At 59.5% G+C, this 16,203-nt stretch carries 18 protein-coding genes and 1 tRNA gene; 10 read left to right on the plus strand and 9 right to left on the minus strand.

Annotation, left to right across the window (positions count from 1 at the left end):
• Positions 1-69 precede the first annotated feature (69 nt).
• Complete coding sequence (locus ACR3ES_RS12095; RefSeq protein ID WP_170432504.1) at positions 70-1,212, plus strand: deoxyguanosinetriphosphate triphosphohydrolase; 1,143 nt, start codon at positions 70-72, stop codon at positions 1,210-1,212.
• On the opposite strand, the gene ACR3ES_RS12100 is transcribed toward ACR3ES_RS12095, so the two are convergent.
• Entirely contained in the window at positions 1,213-1,764 is a 552-nt protein-coding gene (locus ACR3ES_RS12100) for a molybdopterin-binding protein (protein ID WP_170432501.1), read from the minus strand.
• Between the two features lie 133 nt (positions 1,765-1,897).
• On the opposite strand from ACR3ES_RS12100, the gene argS reads away from it, so the two are divergent.
• From argS to ACR3ES_RS12130, 6 genes are all read left to right on the plus strand, one after another.
• Complete coding sequence (gene argS / locus ACR3ES_RS12105) at positions 1,898-3,643, plus strand: arginine--tRNA ligase (RefSeq protein ID WP_170432498.1); 1,746 nt, start codon at positions 1,898-1,900, stop codon at positions 3,641-3,643.
• 88 nt (positions 3,644-3,731) lie between these two features.
• The gene (locus tag ACR3ES_RS12110) at positions 3,732-4,796 is read left to right on the plus strand and encodes an SPOR domain-containing protein (RefSeq protein WP_170432495.1); all 1,065 of its coding nucleotides are present in this window, start codon (positions 3,732-3,734) and stop codon (positions 4,794-4,796) included.
• Entirely contained in the window at positions 4,793-5,800 is a 1,008-nt protein-coding gene (gene nagZ, locus ACR3ES_RS12115; RefSeq protein ID WP_170433113.1) for a beta-N-acetylhexosaminidase, read from the plus strand. The genes ACR3ES_RS12110 and nagZ overlap by 4 nt, the downstream gene beginning before the upstream one ends.
• Positions 5,790-6,584: a segregation and condensation protein A gene (locus ACR3ES_RS12120; RefSeq protein ID WP_170432492.1), complete on the plus strand. Its 795-nt coding sequence runs from the start codon at positions 5,790-5,792 to the stop codon at positions 6,582-6,584. Before nagZ ends, ACR3ES_RS12120 begins: the two co-directional genes overlap by 11 nt.
• Positions 6,577-7,233: an SMC-Scp complex subunit ScpB gene (scpB, locus tag ACR3ES_RS12125; RefSeq protein WP_170432489.1), complete on the plus strand. Its 657-nt coding sequence runs from the start codon at positions 6,577-6,579 to the stop codon at positions 7,231-7,233. Before ACR3ES_RS12120 ends, scpB begins: the two co-directional genes overlap by 8 nt.
• 66 nt (positions 7,234-7,299) lie before the next feature.
• Positions 7,300-7,542 carry a hypothetical protein gene (locus ACR3ES_RS12130; RefSeq protein WP_170432486.1) on the plus strand — a complete coding sequence of 81 codons (243 nt, stop codon included), beginning with the start codon at positions 7,300-7,302 and terminating at the stop codon, positions 7,540-7,542.
• Positions 7,543-7,545: 3 nt separating this feature from the next.
• Here ACR3ES_RS12130 and ACR3ES_RS12135 read toward each other — a convergent pair whose 3' ends face one another.
• From ACR3ES_RS12135 to ACR3ES_RS12170, 8 genes are all read right to left on the minus strand, one after another.
• Positions 7,546-8,625, minus strand: a complete 1,080-nt coding sequence (locus ACR3ES_RS12135; protein ID WP_170432483.1) for a 2'-deoxycytidine 5'-triphosphate deaminase — start codon at positions 8,623-8,625, stop codon at positions 7,546-7,548.
• Between the two features lie 61 nt (positions 8,626-8,686).
• A tRNA-Pro gene (locus tag ACR3ES_RS12140) sits at positions 8,687-8,763 on the minus strand.
• 61 nt (positions 8,764-8,824) lie between these two features.
• A complete protein-coding gene (locus ACR3ES_RS12145) occupies positions 8,825-9,427 on the minus strand; it encodes a MerR family transcriptional regulator (RefSeq protein WP_170432480.1) in 603 nt (200 codons plus the stop codon).
• 18 nt (positions 9,428-9,445) lie between these two features.
• Positions 9,446-9,748: an integration host factor subunit alpha gene (ihfA, locus tag ACR3ES_RS12150; protein ID WP_170432477.1), complete on the minus strand. Its 303-nt coding sequence runs from the start codon at positions 9,746-9,748 to the stop codon at positions 9,446-9,448.
• A gap of 96 nt (positions 9,749-9,844) precedes the next feature.
• Complete coding sequence (locus ACR3ES_RS12155) at positions 9,845-10,816, minus strand: beta-ketoacyl-ACP synthase III (RefSeq protein ID WP_170432474.1); 972 nt, start codon at positions 10,814-10,816, stop codon at positions 9,845-9,847.
• Between the two features lie 21 nt (positions 10,817-10,837).
• Positions 10,838-11,926: a phosphate acyltransferase PlsX gene (gene plsX, locus ACR3ES_RS12160; protein WP_170432471.1), complete on the minus strand. Its 1,089-nt coding sequence runs from the start codon at positions 11,924-11,926 to the stop codon at positions 10,838-10,840.
• A 24-nt stretch (positions 11,927-11,950) separates the two neighbouring features.
• The gene (gene rpmF / locus ACR3ES_RS12165) at positions 11,951-12,157 is read right to left on the minus strand and encodes a 50S ribosomal protein L32 (RefSeq protein WP_170432468.1); all 207 of its coding nucleotides are present in this window, start codon (positions 12,155-12,157) and stop codon (positions 11,951-11,953) included.
• A gap of 207 nt (positions 12,158-12,364) precedes the next feature.
• Positions 12,365-12,901 (minus strand): DUF177 domain-containing protein, encoded by a 537-nt coding sequence (locus ACR3ES_RS12170; RefSeq protein WP_170432465.1) that lies wholly within the window; start codon positions 12,899-12,901, stop codon positions 12,365-12,367.
• A gap of 85 nt (positions 12,902-12,986) precedes the next feature.
• Here ACR3ES_RS12170 and ACR3ES_RS12175 point away from each other — a divergent pair, with 85 nt between their 5' ends.
• The 3 genes from ACR3ES_RS12175 to ACR3ES_RS12185 all read left to right on the plus strand — a co-directional run bounded on the left by ACR3ES_RS12175 (position 12,987) and on the right by ACR3ES_RS12185 (position 16,177).
• On the plus strand, positions 12,987-13,460 hold the full coding sequence (locus ACR3ES_RS12175; RefSeq protein WP_170432462.1) for an outer membrane protein assembly factor BamE domain-containing protein: 474 nt from the start codon (positions 12,987-12,989) through the stop codon (positions 13,458-13,460).
• Between the two features lie 99 nt (positions 13,461-13,559).
• Complete coding sequence (locus ACR3ES_RS12180; protein WP_170432459.1) at positions 13,560-14,300, plus strand: GNAT family N-acyltransferase; 741 nt, start codon at positions 13,560-13,562, stop codon at positions 14,298-14,300.
• 68 nt (positions 14,301-14,368) lie between these two features.
• Complete coding sequence (locus ACR3ES_RS12185; RefSeq protein ID WP_480425401.1) at positions 14,369-16,177, plus strand: ABC-F family ATP-binding cassette domain-containing protein; 1,809 nt, start codon at positions 14,369-14,371, stop codon at positions 16,175-16,177.
• Positions 16,178-16,203 lie beyond the last annotated feature (26 nt).

Here is a 16,203-nt window from a genome sequence, read left to right on the forward strand (position 1 = left end):
CCAAAAGGTTTATTTCCCCTACGCGGTACAATATAGAAGGCGCAAGGACAGGCGACAAGGACAAGACCATTGGAGCGAGCGGGTTTTGCTGCGGATCCGGACCGAGCGCGTGGGCGGCTTGTGCCGGAGGAAGAAAGCAGCTTCCGGTCATGCTTTCAGCGTGACAGGGACCGGATCATTCACGCCAGCGCCTTTCGGCGGCTCAAGCACAAGACGCAGGTCTTTGTTGAACATGAGGGCGATAGCTATCGCACCCGTCTGACCCATTCCATCGAAGTGGCACAGGTGGCGCGCACAATTGCCGGTGCGTTGGGTCTGAACCCTGAACTGACCGAAGCGGTCGCGTTGGCCCATGATCTTGGGCACACGCCCTTTGGTCATACAGGCGAGGATGCCTTGCATGCCCTGATGAAACCCTATGGCGGCTTTGATCACAACGCGCAAGCCATTCGAATCGTAACGAAACTGGAACGTCACTATGCCGATTTCGATGGCTGCAACCTGACCTGGGAATGTCTGGAGGGTATTGCAAAACACAATGGCCCGGTGCTGGGTGAGTTGCCCTGGGCACTGGCCGAATGCAACGGCGGCTTCGACCTCGAACTGCATACCCATGCCAGTGCCGAAGCGCAGGTCGCGGCCTTGTCTGATGATATCGCCTATAACAATCACGATTTGCTGGACGGGCTGCGCGCAGGTTTGTTCTCGGATGATGAAATCCAGCAATTGCCCATCGTTGGGGAGTGCTATGCCAAGGTTGATAAGAAGTATCCGGGACTAGATCCCTACAGGAGACGGCATGAAGCTTTGCGCCGGGTTTTTGGGGTAATGGTGTCGGACGTGATCGACACGTCTCGCGGCCTGATCGCGGAGTCGGGTGCGCAAACTGTCGAGGATATCCGGCATCTTGGCCACCCTGTGATCCGGTTTTCGGACGGGTTGTGGGCGCAGCTCCAAGAGATTCGGGCGTTTTTGTTTTCCAAAATGTATCGCGCGCCCAGGGTCATGAGAGTGCGCGAAGAGGTTGGTCAAGTTGTAGAAGACCTGTTTCCCATTTACCTGAACGATCCCAGACAAATGCCGAACCGATGGCATGACGATATTGAGGCGGCCGCTGACGAAACCGCCCTGGCCCGTATCGTGTCAGACTATATCGCTGGAATGACAGACAGGTTCGCCTTGCAAGATCATGCACGGCTGACCGGTCGCTGATCACTCGACCCCGATATAGGCCAGCGCCCAGACCTGCTGGCCGGATTGTTCCTGTGCTAGATCGGGGTCGTCGGTGGGCGGAAACACAATCATCGTTGGACCATACCCGCCGATCCCCATCGGGGATCCATCTGCATGCGTTGCCAAAATCGGCTGGTAGGTTTCGATACTGTTCCATGGGATTTCCGCCTGATAGCCATCCATCGCCATGGGCATTGCCATTTTTCCCTCTGCACCTGCCATCGTCATAACCTCTGACAACAGCGGACCTTTGAATGTGATGTCCTGCTGATTGTCCTCCGTCCCGTAGACGATGGTGATTTCGATTTGCTGCAAACTCTCCAACATGTCGGCGTCAAGCCCGGCAGCGCCCGCGTGGCTCACCCCGAGGAACCCCAGCAGGCCGCCATCATTCTCGCCGCGTTCCGGCAGGTTTGTCTCGCTGACCGCGCCACCGATTGTCACCAATACGTGGCCTTTCGGGGCGGGCATTTCGGCCCATGCCGGTAACGCGGCGGACAACAGCAGGCTCAGGGGCAGGGCAAGGCGCATGGATCAGACTCCGTTAATGGGCTTTACTACGACCCTAACTGGCTGCGGCGCGAAACCAAGCCCTATCTGATGGCGTCCATTGACCTTGCGGCTTTGCATGATAAACCGCGCGGCAAGCATAAGGACATCCGAAATGAACCTGTTTTCCGAGATCCGCGGCCTTGTTCTGGACGCGCTGGCACAGATGCAGTCCGATGGTGCTCTGCCCGAGGGGTTGAGCTTTGACAACGTGGCGGTCGAACCACCGCGTGACGCCGCACATGGTGACATGGCGACAAATGCTGCGATGGTGCTGGCGAAACCTGCCAAGATGAAGCCGCGCGACATTGCGGATGTGCTGGCCAGAAAACTGGCGGCCGATGAGCGGATCATCAGTGCCGAGGTGGCTGGGCCGGGCTTTTTGAATCTGCGGCTGGCGCCCGTTGTCTGGCAGGGCGTGATTGCGACGGTGTTGGAGAAGGGCACCGACTATGGTCGCTCGACCATGGGGCATGGTCAAAAAGTCAATGTCGAGTATGTTTCGGCCAATCCCACAGGTCCGCTGCATGTCGGTCATACGCGGGGCGCGGTGTTTGGGGACGCTTTGGCAAGTCTGTTGGCCTATTCCGGCCATGACGTGACACGTGAGTACTACATCAACGACGGCGGCGCGCAGGTGGATGTGCTGGCGCGGTCCGCCTATGAGCGGTATCGGGAGGCCAACGGGCTGAGCCCCGAGATTGCCGAGGGGCTTTATCCCGGCGATTACCTGATCCCGATCGGTGAGGCGCTGAAAGAAAAGTATGGCGACAGCCTGATCGACAAGCCGGAAAGTGACTGGCTGGAAGAGCTGCGTGAATTTTCGACCGACGCGATGATGGATCTGATACGGGCTGACCTGAAGGCGCTGGGCGTCGAGATGGATGTGTTCTTCTCGGAAAAATCGCTCTACGGCACCGGTCGGATCGAGGCGGCGTTGCAATCGCTGACAGACAAGGGTCTGATCTACGAAGGCGTGCTTGAGCCGCCAAAAGGTAAAAAGCCAGAAGACTGGGAGCCGCGCGAGCAGACCCTGTTCAAGTCGACCGAACATGGCGATGATGTCGACCGCCCGGTTAAGAAATCGGACGGTGCCTGGACCTATTTCGCGCCCGATATCGCTTATCACTATGACAAAGTCAGCCGTGGCTTTGATGCGCTGATCGATGTGTTTGGCGCGGACCACGGCGGATACGTCAAACGGATGAAGGCGGCTGTTTCGGCGCTGTCGGATGGTAAGGTGCCGCTGGATATCAAGCTGACACAGCTGGTGAAGCTGTGGAAGAACGGCGAGCCGTTCAAGATGTCCAAGCGGGCAGGGAACTTTGTGACGCTCCGCGATGTGGTCGATCAGGTTGGCCCGGATGTGACCCGCTTTGTAATGTTGACCCGCAAGAATGACGCGCCGTTGGATTTTGACTTTGACAAGGTCTTGGAGCAGAGCCGCGAGAACCCCGTGTTCTACGTGCAATATGCGCATGCCCGCGTCATGAGTGTTCTTCGGCGCGCGGCAGAGGCTGGAATTGACGCGGATGACGCAACGCTCAAAGACGCTGATCTGGGCAAGAACGACCACGCTTCCGAGCTGAATGTTGCCAAGAAACTGGCCGAATGGCCGCGTTTGGTCGAGATCGCCGCGCGGACCAATGAACCGCATCGGGTCGCCTTCTATCTTTATGAACTTGCAGGGGATTTCCACGCGTTGTGGAACAAAGGCAATGATGAAACCCAGCTGCGCTTCATTCAGGATGGCGATGTTGCCACAAGCCAGTCGAAAATCGCATTGGCGCGGTCTGTTTCTGTTGTGATTTCAGCGGGCTTGGGTATTCTTGGCGTTACCCCGGCGCAGGAGATGCGGTAATCAATATCGCCCGAACCGCCGGTCTGAGGTAGGCAAGAAATGACCCGCGCGCTAGGTTTTTCGGTGCGAAACGGGCAGTGAGGCGGATATGGCGAGTTACAATTACTCGGGGCAACACAGCCCCGAGCAAGGGCATTACCCGAATCAGACGCATCCAGACGATGCGTATGAGTATGCTGACGACGATCAGGATTATGACACCCCACGTGCCGCAACAGCGATTGCTCGTGCGGTGAACGGTTTGGGCGCGATCGCGTCGCTGGCGCTGGTCGCAGGTGTTGCGGTCTGGGGTTATAACCTTGTGATGCGCGATGTCAGCGGTGTTCCCGTGGTGCGGGCCGTCGAAGGGCCCATGCGTATTCAGCCCGAGAAACCCGGGGGAACGCCCGCCGACCATCAGGGTCTGGCCGTCAATGCCGTCGCCGCCGAAGGCTCGGCCGCGGCCCCCGCGGATCGTCTGATCTTGGCGCCGCGTCCGGTTTCGCTGACCGATGAGGACCTGCCGGGCGGCGCGTTGCAGCCAACCCAGGCGGTGCATGTGATCGAAGAACCGATCTCGAACCAGCAAGCGGCTGAATTGCGCCAGAACGCAGTGGACGCACTGGTTGCTGAACTGGCAGGACAAGCTGCTCAGGCTGAACAACCCTCCGAGCCGGGTGTTCAACTGGCGGCGCTGGCCACACTGGAAGAAGAACCCGCAATCGATCCCGCGGATCTGGCCGCGCTTTTGCCGGACCCGGCTATAGCCGAATTGCCGGGCGTGCGCCGATCCCTGCGGCCGCATACCCGTCCCGCCCGGTCGATCAGCAGTGGCGTTTCGCCCAGTGAAACCTCAGAGGCTGCGATCAACGCAGCCGTCAAAGCCGCCGCTGGTCTGGACGTCGACCCCGGCACCCTCAGCAAAGGCACACGCCTTGCCCAGCTTGGCGCATATGAAAGCGTCGACGTGGCACAGTCTGAGTGGGGTCGCCTGTCTAGTCAATTTGGCGAATACATGGATGGAAAACAGCGTGTTATCCAGAAAACATCAAGCGGTGGCCGGACATTTTATCGTCTGCGTGTGCTGGGCTTTGAAGACCTGAGCGACTCCCGCCAGTTCTGCGCTGCGTTGGTTGCTCAGGGCGCGGATTGTATCCCGGTCGCCGTGCGGTGAACTTTGGCGCTGCGATCACCGATGCTGAAGGTTTGCGCCTAACACCGGATGAAAGAGAGCTGTTCCGACAGATGAACCCGTTCGGGTTCATCCTGTTTGCCCGAAATATCGAAAGCGTCGACCAAGTGCGCGCCTTATGCGACGATTTCCGCGAGGCTGTCGGGCGCAATTGCCCCATAACAATCGATCAGGAAGGCGGACGGGTGCAACGGCTGCGCGCGCCACTGGCCCGCGAATGGCTGCCGCCACTGGATCACGTGGCGCAGGCCGGTGAGGAAGCCGAACGTGCCATGTATCTGCGGTATCGTTTGATCGCAGATGAGCTGTTCTCGCTGGGCATCGACAGCAACTGCGCTCCGATGGTGGATCTGGCCCGCGCCGAAACGCATGCCTTTTTGCACAACCGCTGTTATGGCGACGATGTGGATACGGTTTCACGCGTCGGACGGGCGGTGGCTAAAGGTCTTTTGGACGGCGGTGTGCTACCGGTTCTCAAGCACATGCCCGGCCACGGGCGCGCGACACTCGACAGTCATTACGACCTGCCGCAGGTCGACCTGTCGCTGGACGAGCTTCAGCGCAGTGACTTTGCCCCGTTTGAGGCCTTGAACGATCTACCGATGGGGATGACCGCGCATTTGGTCTATGGCCAGATCGACCCCAAACCCGCTACGATTTCTGCGCCAATGATGGATATTGTTCGCAACAGGATCGGATTTGACGGGTTGGTCATGACCGATGACATTTCGATGAAAGCGCTGAGCGGATCACCCGCGGAGCTGTCGAAACAAGCGCTGAGCGCGGGCTGTGACGTCGTATTGCATTGCAACGGAACCTTTGCCGACCGGGCTAAGGTTTTGGAGGCCGCTGGGGACATGTCGGATGTGGCGCAATCCCGCGCGGACAGGGCGCTGGCGCAGCGCAAACCGCCCGTAGAACTTGACATCCCAGCCGCCGAAGCGGAACTATCCCGCCTAATGGGCGGGCAGGTGTATGAACGATAACCTTTTCAGTGAAGACCCGGTCTCTGTCTCGGATCGTCTGGCGGCCGAAGCGCTGATTGTTGATGTCGACGGGTTCGAAGGCCCGTTGGACGTTTTGCTGATGCTGTCGCGAACGCAAAAGGTCGATCTGAGGAAAATTTCGGTTCTCGCGCTGGCGCAGCAATACCTCGCCTTTGTCGAACAGGCCCGTGCCCTGCGCATCGAATTGGCTGCGGACTATCTGGTCATGGCCGCGTGGCTGGCCTTTCTGAAGTCCCGATTGCTGCTACCCCCGGACCCCAATGACGAAGGTCCTTCCGGCGAAGAGCTTGCGGCGCATCTAGCGTTTCAGCTTGAACGGCTGCAAGCCATGCGCGACGCCGCCGCACGCCTGATGGCACGCGACCAGCTGGGGCGGGATTTCTTCAAACGCGGGCAGGGCGAGGATGTCACCCGCATCCGCACTGTGACCTATTCCGCCACCCTTCTGGACCTCATGCAGGGCTATGCCCGTATCCGCACCCGCGACGAATTCCGGCCGTTTACCATGGATCGCGATGCGGTGTTCACGATGGAACAGGCGCTGGAGCGGATGCGCCCGCTGATCGGGTTTGCAGGCACCTGGACCGACATGGAAACCTATCTGCCAGAGGGCTGGGATGCGGACCCGGTACGCCGCCGCTCGGCCACTGCGGCGACCTTTGCGGCCTCGCTGGAACTGGTGAAAGAAGGACATATGGAAATCAAGCAAAGCGAAACCTTTGCTCCGATCCGTTTGCGCAAGAGGACCGACACACGTGACTGACGCCCCAGAAGACGACGGCCCCGGCACCCTGTTCGAAGCGCCCCCCCTGGCCGAACAGGAACGCATGGTCGAGGCCGTTCTGTTTGCCAGCGCCGAGGCGGTGACGATTGCCGATCTCGAGGCCCGGATGCCCCATGGCAGCAACGCGGCGCAGGCTGTTGAACTGCTGCAGAAACGGTATGAGGGGCGCGGGGTGCGCGTGGTCAAAGTGGGCGACGCATGGGCGATCCGCACGGCGCCCGACCTTGGATTCTTGATGCAAAAGGAAACGGTTGAGACCCGCAAGCTCAGCCGGGCCGCGATCGAAACGCTGGCCATTGTTGCCTATCACCAGCCCTGCACCCGCGCCGAGATCGAGGAAATCCGGGGTGTTTCGGTCTCACGCGGGACCATCGACCAGTTGCTGGAAATGGAGTGGATCCGTCTGGGTCGCCGGCGGATGACGCCGGGGCGTCCGGTGACGTTTGTTGTGACGCCGCAGTTTCTGGACCATTTCGGGCTGGACAACGCACGCGATCTGCCGGGTCTGAAAGAATTGCGGGCTGCTGGCTTGCTGGAAAATCGGCCACCGCCGGGAACCGTCCCATTGGGCGAGGGGCAGGACGAGGACGCAGACGAGGATCAGACCGAGCTCTTCGAAGAAGAGTGATCCTGCTGCCCTTTTGTTGCCGCATGGGCGACCTATGTTACCGGACAGGGGCAGGAGAGTAGGACGATGAATGCAAACCGGATCATCAACATGGTCGTGCGTCAGGTGATGCGCCGCCTCGTAACGCGTGGTGTGAGCAAAGGCTTTGATCTGGCGGACCGGGCAAGCAGCAAACCGGGGGACAAGCCCGGTGCACCGCGCGATCCGGAAACGCAGAAACGCATGGCGGACAGTTCCCGCGGTCAAAAGCAGAACATGAAACAGGTGCAGCAACTGACCCGTCAAATGCGCCGGTTCATGCGGTTCTGAAATTCAGTCTACAGCCTTGAAATGCTTGGAGAGTTTCAGGCCTTGCCCCTGATAGTTCGAGGCAATGCCTGCGCCGTATAGTTGCGTCGGCATCTCGGCCATCCGTTCGTACACCAGTCGCCCGACAACCTGCCCGTGCTCCAGCACAAAGGGCGCCTCGTGACAGCGGACCTCCAGCACGCCACGTGACCCCGCGCCGCCAGCGGCGGCATGTCCGAAACCCGGATCAAAGAACCCCGCGTAATGGACCCGGAATTCGCCCACCATAGCCAGGTACGGCGCCATTTCAGCCGCGTATAGCGGCGGGATATGGACCGCCTCGCGACTGACAAGGATGTAAAACGCGCCGGGGTCCAGAATGATCCGGCCATCCTTGGTGCGCACCTCTTCCCAGTAATCCTGCGGATCGTACCCGCCGATCCGATCCAAATCGATGACGCCGGTATGCGGTTTGGCCCGGTATCCCACAAGATCGGTGTCGGGCAATTGCAGGTCGACCGAAAAGCCCAACCCGTCGTGGATGACGGCCGGCCCATCGACCAAAGGCGCGTCTGCGTGCAGGGCCGTCAGTTCTGCATCCGTCAAAACCGCTTGCCCGTGCCGGAACCGGATCTGGTTCAACCGCATGCCGGGTCGCACCAGAACCGAGAAGGAACGTGGGCAGATCTCGGCGTAAAGCGGTCCGGTGTAACCGGCGGGAACGCGGTCGAACTCAGTGCCGCCATCGGTTATGGCGCGGGTTAACAGGTCCAACCGTCCGGTCGAGCTTTTGGCGTTGGCCACCGCGCTGACATTACCGGGCAGGGCCAGCGCCTCCATCAGGGGCACAAGGTAGACGCAGCCTTTTTCCAGAACGGCCCCGTCCGAGATGTCGATCCGGTGCATCTCGAACTCGGTCAGGCGGTCTGCGACCGAGCGCCCTTCGCCCGCCAGAAATGAGGCGCGAACGCGATAAGCGACCGTCCCTAAACGTAAATCAAGGCTGGCGGGTTGGATCTGTGCTGCCAGGATATCGGGTGTGGCGGTGATTTCACCGCGCTCGATCATCGCCTCGATCTGCTGGTTCGGGCACACGCCAGTCATTCTGAACCTCCCCTGCGACAGAAGAGGATCTGGCCTGTCTGCCATGTTCGTCGGTGTGATTTGGTCGGGCTAGCAGGACTCGAACCTGCGACCTTCCGTCCCCCAGACGGACGCGCTACCAGGCTGCGCCATAGCCCGACGTTGGAGCGTTCATAAAGAAATTCCCGGCAGGGGCAAGAGGAAAACATTGCCGTTTGACTTATCCCGCACGCTGGGTTTCGACCCGGTCCAACCACTTTCGCAGGTCCTTTGCCAGCGGCTCGATCCTATCCAGTAGGTCGGCGTCATACTCGGATCGATTCCACGCCAACGAGGCAATTCCGCCCATCAAGGGAGCCGCGTCCAACTGTGGTTCCGAAGGCGTCGATGCTGTGTCAGAAGCCGGCTTTCCTGCATCCATTGCCCCCGACGGACCTGAGGTCTCGCGTACCGCTTTGCCATTGCCCAGATCCATATCAATCTGATCAGACGCTGCGGCAGGTTTTGCGGAAAACGCAACAACGGTGTCGTCCGTTGCGGCAGGTTCGTCCAGTCCTTGAGACAGGGCCGCCACATGCGCCACGCCCTGTTCGCGCAAGATACGTTGCACGCCTTTGATCGTGATCCCGTCTTCGTGCAGCAGTTTCTTGATCCCACCCAAGAGCAACATGTCGTTGGGTCGGTAATACCGACGACCCCCGGCGCGTTTGACCGGTTTGATCTGGCTGAATCTGCTTTCCCAGAATCGCAACACATGGGCCTGAACCCCGAGCCAATCCGCAACTTCACTGATGGTGCGAAACGCGTCGGGGGACTTGCTCATATCCGCGCGCCCTCGGGGTTACTTGCGATTCCCGGCGGCGACGCGATCCTTCATCAGGTGCGACGGGCGGAAGGTCAGCACGCGGCGCGGCTGAATCGGAACTTCTTCGCCGGTTTTGGGGTTGCGACCGATGCGGGCTGTTTTGTCCCGAATACTGAACGTGCCGAAAGACGAAATCTTGACCTGCTCGCCGCGCACCAGCGCGTCCGACATGTGGTTCAGAACGCTTTCGACCAATTGCGCGCTTTCATTGCGTGAAAGGCCAACCTCGCGAAAGACGGCCTCGCTCAGATCCATTCGGGTCAGTGTTTTGTCGCCCATACCTATTCCCCTGTTGATGTCAAAGCATAGGGGTAGGGCAAATTCGCTGTCAATATCAATGAATTGCGCGCGGGCGTGTAAGCCGATTTGCGCCAGTTACCAGCGCAAAAGGACGGAACCCCAGGCCAATCCGCCCCCGATGGCCTCGGTCACCAGCAAATCGCCCTGCTTGAATTGTCCGCGCTGTTTGGCCACCGACATGGCCAGGGGAATCGATGCGGCCGATGTGTTGCCGTGGTCTTGCAGAGTGACCACGACGTGGTCCATCGGCACCCCCAGCTTTTTGGCCGTGCCTTGGATGATGCGGATATTGGCCTGATGTGGCACGATCCAGTCGACATCTTCGTGCCGCAGTCCAACTTTTTCCAGACACGCCTCGGCTGTCGCCGTCAGCCGTTCAACGGCTTGCCGGAACAGTTGATTGCCCTTCATCCGCAGATAACCGGTGGTCTGGGTCGAAACGCCCCCATCCACGTAGAGAAGGTCCTTGTAGCGCCCGTCCGAGTTCAGGTCTGTCGCCAGAATGCCGCGATCCCGTGGCGTGCCTTCACCTTCCTGTCGCTCCAGGATCAGCGCGCCCGCGCCATCCCCGAACAAAACGCAGGTCGACCGGTCGGTCCAGTCCATGATTCGAGAAAAGGTCTCGGCCCCGATCACCAAAACGCGATTGGCCTGACCGGAGAGGATCAGCGCATTTGCATTGGTCAGCGCATAGACGAACCCCGCACATACGGCCTGAACGTCAAAGGCAAAGCCCTTGGTCATGCCCAATCGTGCCTGAACCATCGTTGCGGCAGACGGAAAGGTCAGATCGGCCGTCGAGGTTGCCAGAATAACGGCGTCGATGTCGTCTGCGGTCAGCCCGGCATCCTCCAGCGCGGAATTGGCCGCATGTGTTGCCATATCCGAGGTGGTTTCATCATCAGCGGCAAAGTGACGGCGTTCAATTCCGGACCGGGTCCTGATCCATTCATCCGACGTATCGAGTGTCTGTTCAAATTCCGAATTTGGGACCACACGTTCCGGCAAATAGTGCCCGACACCTACAACAACTGAACGGCCTGCCATGTTGGGGTATTGCCTTTTTTGTTATTTATCTGTCTGCGGCGCAGCATGCGCGGCATCTTGTGCAAGCTCGGCAGTGGATGCAACCCGTGCCGCCAATTTTTCGGCGAATCCCGACTGTGCAAGGGTAAAGGCCAGCTTGATGGCTGCTGACACACCGGTCGCGTCCGCACTGCCATGCGATTTCACAACGGTGCCGTTCAGCCCCAGAAACACCCCGCCGTTCACGCGGCGCGGATCGATACGTTTCTTCAGGCGCCTCAACGATGTGATTGCCAGGATCGATGCCAGGCGCGACAAGGGCGTGTATTTGAACGCCTGGCGCAGCAAGTCACCGATCAGACTGGCGGTGCCTTCGCCGGTTTTGATAGCGACATTGCCGGTGAACCCGTCGGTAACAATGACATCCGCTTTGTCGCCGGGAATGTCGCTGCCCTCGACAAAACCGACGAAATCGAAATTGGCCGGATCAGCAAACTCGGCGATCAGCGCGTGTGCTTCTTTGAGCTCGGCGCGGCCTTTGTGTTCTTCGGTTCCGACATTCAGCAGACCGATGCGGGGACGGTGCAGCGCAAGGCCGTTACGGGCATAAGACGCCCCCATCAAGGCGAACTGCAAAAGGTCGCGTGCATCGGCGCGCACATCTGCGCCAACATCCAGCATCACATTGAACCCCTGCGGATTGCAGGACGGGAACAGGATTGCGATGGCCGGCCGGTTGACGCCAGGCAGCTTACGCAACCGCATCATCGACAGGGCCATCAACGCGCCCGTGTTTCCGCACGACACCGCACCATGGGCTTCCCCTTCGCGGACGGCCTCAAGCGCGGACCACATCGAGGTCTGTTTGCCGCTGCGCACAACCTGGCTGGGCTTGTCCTCCATCGTGACCACATCGGGGCAATCACGAAAAACGACGCGCCCTTCCAGGCCACGCCGTTTTGCAACCTGCTTGCGCAGTATGGCTTCTGGACCGTGCAGAAGAAATCCGATTTCCGGGTTCTTCTTGGCCGAGTTTGCAATGCCTGCAACAACAACCGCAGGACCCGCGTCCCCACCCATCGCGTCGACCGAGATAATAATCCGTCCGGCGTCCGTGGGCTTATCACTCATGCCTTGGCCTGCACGCGATCAGGTTCAGGCCGCGTCTTCGTCCAGGTCGATTTCGTCGGCCTGCGCAATGACTTCCCGATCGTCGTAGTAGCCACAGGCACCGCAAACGTGATGCGGGCGTCTCAGCTCGCCACAGTTCGGGCACTCGTTCGGGTTTGCAGCAACCAGAGCGTCATGTGCGCGGCGATTGTTGCGGCGCGACTTGGAAACTTTGTTTTGTTGGACGGCCATGGTCTCAACCTTTGTCTGACTAAGGGCCCGCAGATTCGCCGCCGGCCGCGGTTTCACATTTCGTTTTATCGTGGTTTGACGCGCGTTTAGGGGACGAGTCCCGCAATGTCCAACCCAAAATCCGATGAGCGCGCGAAAATACTGCGATTCTCGTCATGATCAAGCGATTTTTCTGACCGCCTGCTATGACAGGAATTCAGACCTGTGTCACTTGTCTTTTTTCAGGGCATCGCGGAACTCTGCCAGTCCCGCAAAGGGTTTTGCGTCGTCATCCGTCATCGCCTGTTTGCCGGGCTCGGTATAGTCGGATGACCCCAGTTCTGCACCGGCCTTGCGCGGGTACTCAGGCAGCGCCAGTTCGAGTGCTTCGACCATGACCTGTGCGGGGTCAATCTCGGGGCCCAAAGGCTCGGTCTCGTCATCTTGTAGGATCTCATATTCCGGTTCGTCCGGCTCGGACCAGTCTGCCACGAAGACCCGGGCCACCGGAATGTCGATCCGGGTTGTTACCGGTTCGAGCGTAACGACACAGGATTGAACAACGGTCGCGCCCAGTTTTGCTGTCAGAGCCCAATCTCTTTTGCCTTGCGTCCGAAGGTCTCCCACAAAGCTGAGCTTTCGCAGGCCCAGCAGATCCAGGTCGTTCCTGATCGCCTCCAACGCCTCTGCATTTGGGCGCAGTTCAAAAGGTGTCGGGGCGTTTTGCGGCAGGTCGGCCACCCGCAGAGGGGTCTGGTTGTTCATGTCGTGACCTTTTCCTGTGTTGAACCGTGGCAGCGGTTTCTGTAATCGGATAGAAGCCGCAAGAGGCCAAGGCAAGAGGGTGCGCATGTTGAAGGTGGTGAACAAGTTGAAACCGGCGGCGAAATCGCTTGTCATTGTTGCCTGCGCAGCAGCGATCGGGGCGTGTACGCCGATCTTCAAGAATCACGGCTATGTCCCACCCTCGGAAGAACTGGCGGAGATCCAGGTGGGCGTTGATACACGCGACACTGTCGAAGAAACACTTGGCGCGCCCGGTGCATCGGGTGTTGTGCGCGACTCGGGTTATTACTACGTCGCGTCGCGGGTCCGTCATTATGGGCCGAAAAGACCCGAGGTGGTGTCGCGCGAACTGGTTGCCATCAGCTTTGATCAGCGCGGCGTTGTGCAAAACATCGAACGCTTTGGTCTTGAGGATGGAATCGTCATCCCGCTGGAGCGCCGTGTGACCGATTCCAACGTTCAGGACAAAGGCTTCCTGCGTCAGCTGTTGGGTAATATCGGCAACTTCAACCCGGCAAACGTGCTGAACACAAACTGATCCACGCTGAAACCTTGTTAAGTTCACAAGGCAGTCACATGTTTTGTGATAACGAGACCGTGACGAGAAAGCGGGTCAGCAACCGCGGAGGATGAGACCGTGGCAACGGCAGTGTTGTTGAGCAAAGGGCGATACCGCGCACGCTTGGCGCAAACGCACCAAGATGTCGCGGCCGCACAAAAGCTGCGTACGCTTGCCTTCGGCACCGGGGCCACGGATCAGGACGATTTCGACGCCCTCTGTACGCATATTCTGGTTGAGGATATGCGCGCCGATGCTCAATTGGTGTGTTGTTTCCGCATGCTGACGATCAATCAAGGCGGGGATGTTCGGCGCTGCTATTCCGCCCAGTTTTACGATCTGTCGGCGCTTGAGGATTTTTCGGGCCGAATGGTCGAGATGGGCCGGTTCTGCATCCACCCGGATTGGACTGATCCCGACATCCTGCGTGTCGCGTGGGGGGCTATGACGGCTTATGTGGATCAGAACGATGTAAAACTATTGTTTGGCTGTTCCTCGTTTGCCGGAACGGAAACGGCGGACTATCTGGACGCCTTCGCCATGCTCAAGCATCGGCATTTGGCCCCAAAGCGCTGGCTGCCGCGGGTTAAGGCGCCGGATGTGTTCCGCTTTGCCTCCCGTTTACGCCGCCGCCCAGATGCAAAGAAGGCAATGTTGCGGATGCCGCCGCTGTTACGCACCTACTTGATGATGGGCGGCTGGGTGAGCGATCACGCGGTGGTGGATCGGCATATGAACACGCTGCATGTGTTCACCGGGCTCGAGATCGGGGCAATCCCCCCCGAACGGAAACGTTTGCTGCGCGCGGTGGCCGGGTGATCTGAGTATTTCCGAAAAGGTGAAGCCGCGGCGTTGACGCCCTGCGCTTGCCGGTTTAGCTGCCGGATATGGCGAGAATTCCTTTGTTGCAGATGTCCGGTATTTCCCTGACGTTCGGGGGCGATCCGGTGTTTTCGGGTCTAGATCTGATCGTTCAGCCCGGTGATCGTGTGGCGCTGGTGGGGCGCAACGGGTCGGGAAAGTCCACTTTGATGAAGGTGATGGCGGGCCTGGTCGAGCCGGATCAGGGGGAAGTCGTCATTCCGCCTGGAAAATCCGTCGGTTACATGGAGCAGGACCCCGGGATGGAGGGGTTTGCGACGCTGGGCGACTATGCGTCCAGCGACCTTGAACCCGGGGAATTGTACAAGGTTGAGCGGGCGGGTGAGGGCCTGAAGTTCGATCCCTCCCGCGCCGTGGACACCGCCTCTGGTGGAGAGCGGCGGCGGGCGGCGCTGGCCAAACTGATGGCTGAAGCGCCGGATCTGATGCTGTTGGATGAGCCGACCAACCATTTGGATATCCAAGCGATTGCTTGGCTGGAGCGCGAACTGGGCGCGACGCGGGCGGCATTTGTGCTGATTTCCCACGACAGGGCGTTTTTGCGCGCCCTGACCCGCGCAACGCTGTGGATCGATCGTGGCGTCGTTCGGCGGCACGAACAGGGATTCGAGACCTTCGAAAGCTGGCGCGACAAGATCTGGGAAGAAGAAGACCAGCAGCGGCACAAGCTCAATCGCCTGATCAAATCCGAGGCACGATGGGCCGTCGAAGGCATCAGCGCGCGGCGCAAGCGCAACCAGGGGCGGGTACGGGCATTGCAGGCGCTGAGGGCGCAGAAGGCGGCGCAGATAAAACGCCAGGGGTCTGCCGCTATGGCGTTGGACTCCGGACCTAAATCGGGTCGCAAAGTGATAGAGGCCAAAGGCGTTTGCAAGGCATTTGGACCCCAGCAGATCGTGCGGAACTTCGATCTGTTGGTGCAGCGTGGCGACCGCGTTGCCTTTGTCGGGCCGAATGGTGTGGGAAAGACCACACTGTTGAAGATGTTGCTGGGTCAAGAGGTCCCGGATGAGGGGGAAGTGACCCTTGGGACCAATCTGGAGATTGCGGTGTTTGATCAGGCCCGCGCGCAACTGGATCCTGAAATGAGCCTCTGGGACAGCCTGACCGGCGATCCCGAAATGCGGGTTTCGGGCAAGGCCGATCAGGTGATGGTGGGCGGGCAGCCCAAGCATGTGGTTGGGTATCTCAAAGAGTTTCTGTTCGATGACGCGCAGGCCAGAGCGGCGGTCAAGTCCTTGTCAGGCGGGGAAAAAGCCCGCTTGCTGTTGGCCAAGCTGATGGCCAAGACCTCGAACCTGCTGGTGCTGGACGAGCCGACCAACGATCTGGATGTCGAAACGCTGGACCTGCTGCAAGAGTTGCTGGACGACTATGATGGAACGGTCTTGCTGGTGAGCCACGACCGGGACTTCCTGGACCGCGTCGCGACAACTACGGTCGCGATGGTGGGTAACGGACAGGCGACGGTTTATGCTGGCGGGTGGTCGGACTACGTGGCGCAGCGCGGTGAGATCGCCGAGAGTAAAGTCGAAAAAACAAAGAGTTCCGGAGCGAAGGTAAAGCGAGAAAGCAAGCCTACAACAGGCCTGTCGTTTACTGAAAGACACCGGCTTGAGAAGCTGCCGACCGAGATCGAGCGGCTGGAAGCCGAGATTGCCAAGCTGGAAGACCTGATGTCAGATCCTGACCTGTACACGCGTGAACCGGTCAAGTTTCAGAAGGCCACCGATGCGCTGGTTGAACGGCAGGAAAAACTGGCAGCGTCAGAAGAAGAGTGGCTGATGCTGGAAGAGAAGGCCGAAGGCCAGTAAGTCTGATCTGCACCGTTTTGACTCCA

Source organism: Ruegeria sp. B1 (assembly GCF_056535885.1).

Excerpts from the sequence above, each read along its gene's own strand:
- ACR3ES_RS12100 (WP_170432501.1), bottom strand. The coding sequence starts at position 1,764 with ATGCGCCTTGCCCTGCCCCTGAGCCTGCTGTTGTCCGCCGCGTTACCG.
- ACR3ES_RS12170 (WP_170432465.1), bottom strand. The coding sequence starts at position 12,901 with ATGAACAACCAGACCCCTCTGCGGGTGGCCGACCTGCCGCAAAACGCC.
- plsX (WP_170432471.1), bottom strand. The coding sequence starts at position 11,926 with ATGAGTGATAAGCCCACGGACGCCGGACGGATTATTATCTCGGTCGAC.
- ACR3ES_RS12120 (WP_170432492.1), top strand. The coding sequence starts at position 5,790 with ATGAACGATAACCTTTTCAGTGAAGACCCGGTCTCTGTCTCGGATCGT.
- ACR3ES_RS12145 (WP_170432480.1), bottom strand. The coding sequence starts at position 9,427 with ATGAGCAAGTCCCCCGACGCGTTTCGCACCATCAGTGAAGTTGCGGAT.
- ACR3ES_RS12185 (WP_480425401.1), top strand. The coding sequence starts at position 14,369 with ATGGCGAGAATTCCTTTGTTGCAGATGTCCGGTATTTCCCTGACGTTC.
- ACR3ES_RS12155 (WP_170432474.1), bottom strand. The coding sequence starts at position 10,816 with ATGGCAGGCCGTTCAGTTGTTGTAGGTGTCGGGCACTATTTGCCGGAA.
- ACR3ES_RS12110 (WP_170432495.1), top strand. The coding sequence starts at position 3,732 with ATGGCGAGTTACAATTACTCGGGGCAACACAGCCCCGAGCAAGGGCAT.
- ACR3ES_RS12175 (WP_170432462.1), top strand. The coding sequence starts at position 12,987 with ATGTTGAAGGTGGTGAACAAGTTGAAACCGGCGGCGAAATCGCTTGTC.
- argS (WP_170432498.1), top strand. The coding sequence starts at position 1,898 with ATGAACCTGTTTTCCGAGATCCGCGGCCTTGTTCTGGACGCGCTGGCA.
- ihfA (WP_170432477.1), bottom strand. The coding sequence starts at position 9,748 with ATGGGCGACAAAACACTGACCCGAATGGATCTGAGCGAGGCCGTCTTT.
- rpmF (WP_170432468.1), bottom strand. The coding sequence starts at position 12,157 with ATGGCCGTCCAACAAAACAAAGTTTCCAAGTCGCGCCGCAACAATCGC.
- ACR3ES_RS12135 (WP_170432483.1), bottom strand. The coding sequence starts at position 8,625 with ATGACTGGCGTGTGCCCGAACCAGCAGATCGAGGCGATGATCGAGCGC.
- ACR3ES_RS12130 (WP_170432486.1), top strand. The coding sequence starts at position 7,300 with ATGAATGCAAACCGGATCATCAACATGGTCGTGCGTCAGGTGATGCGC.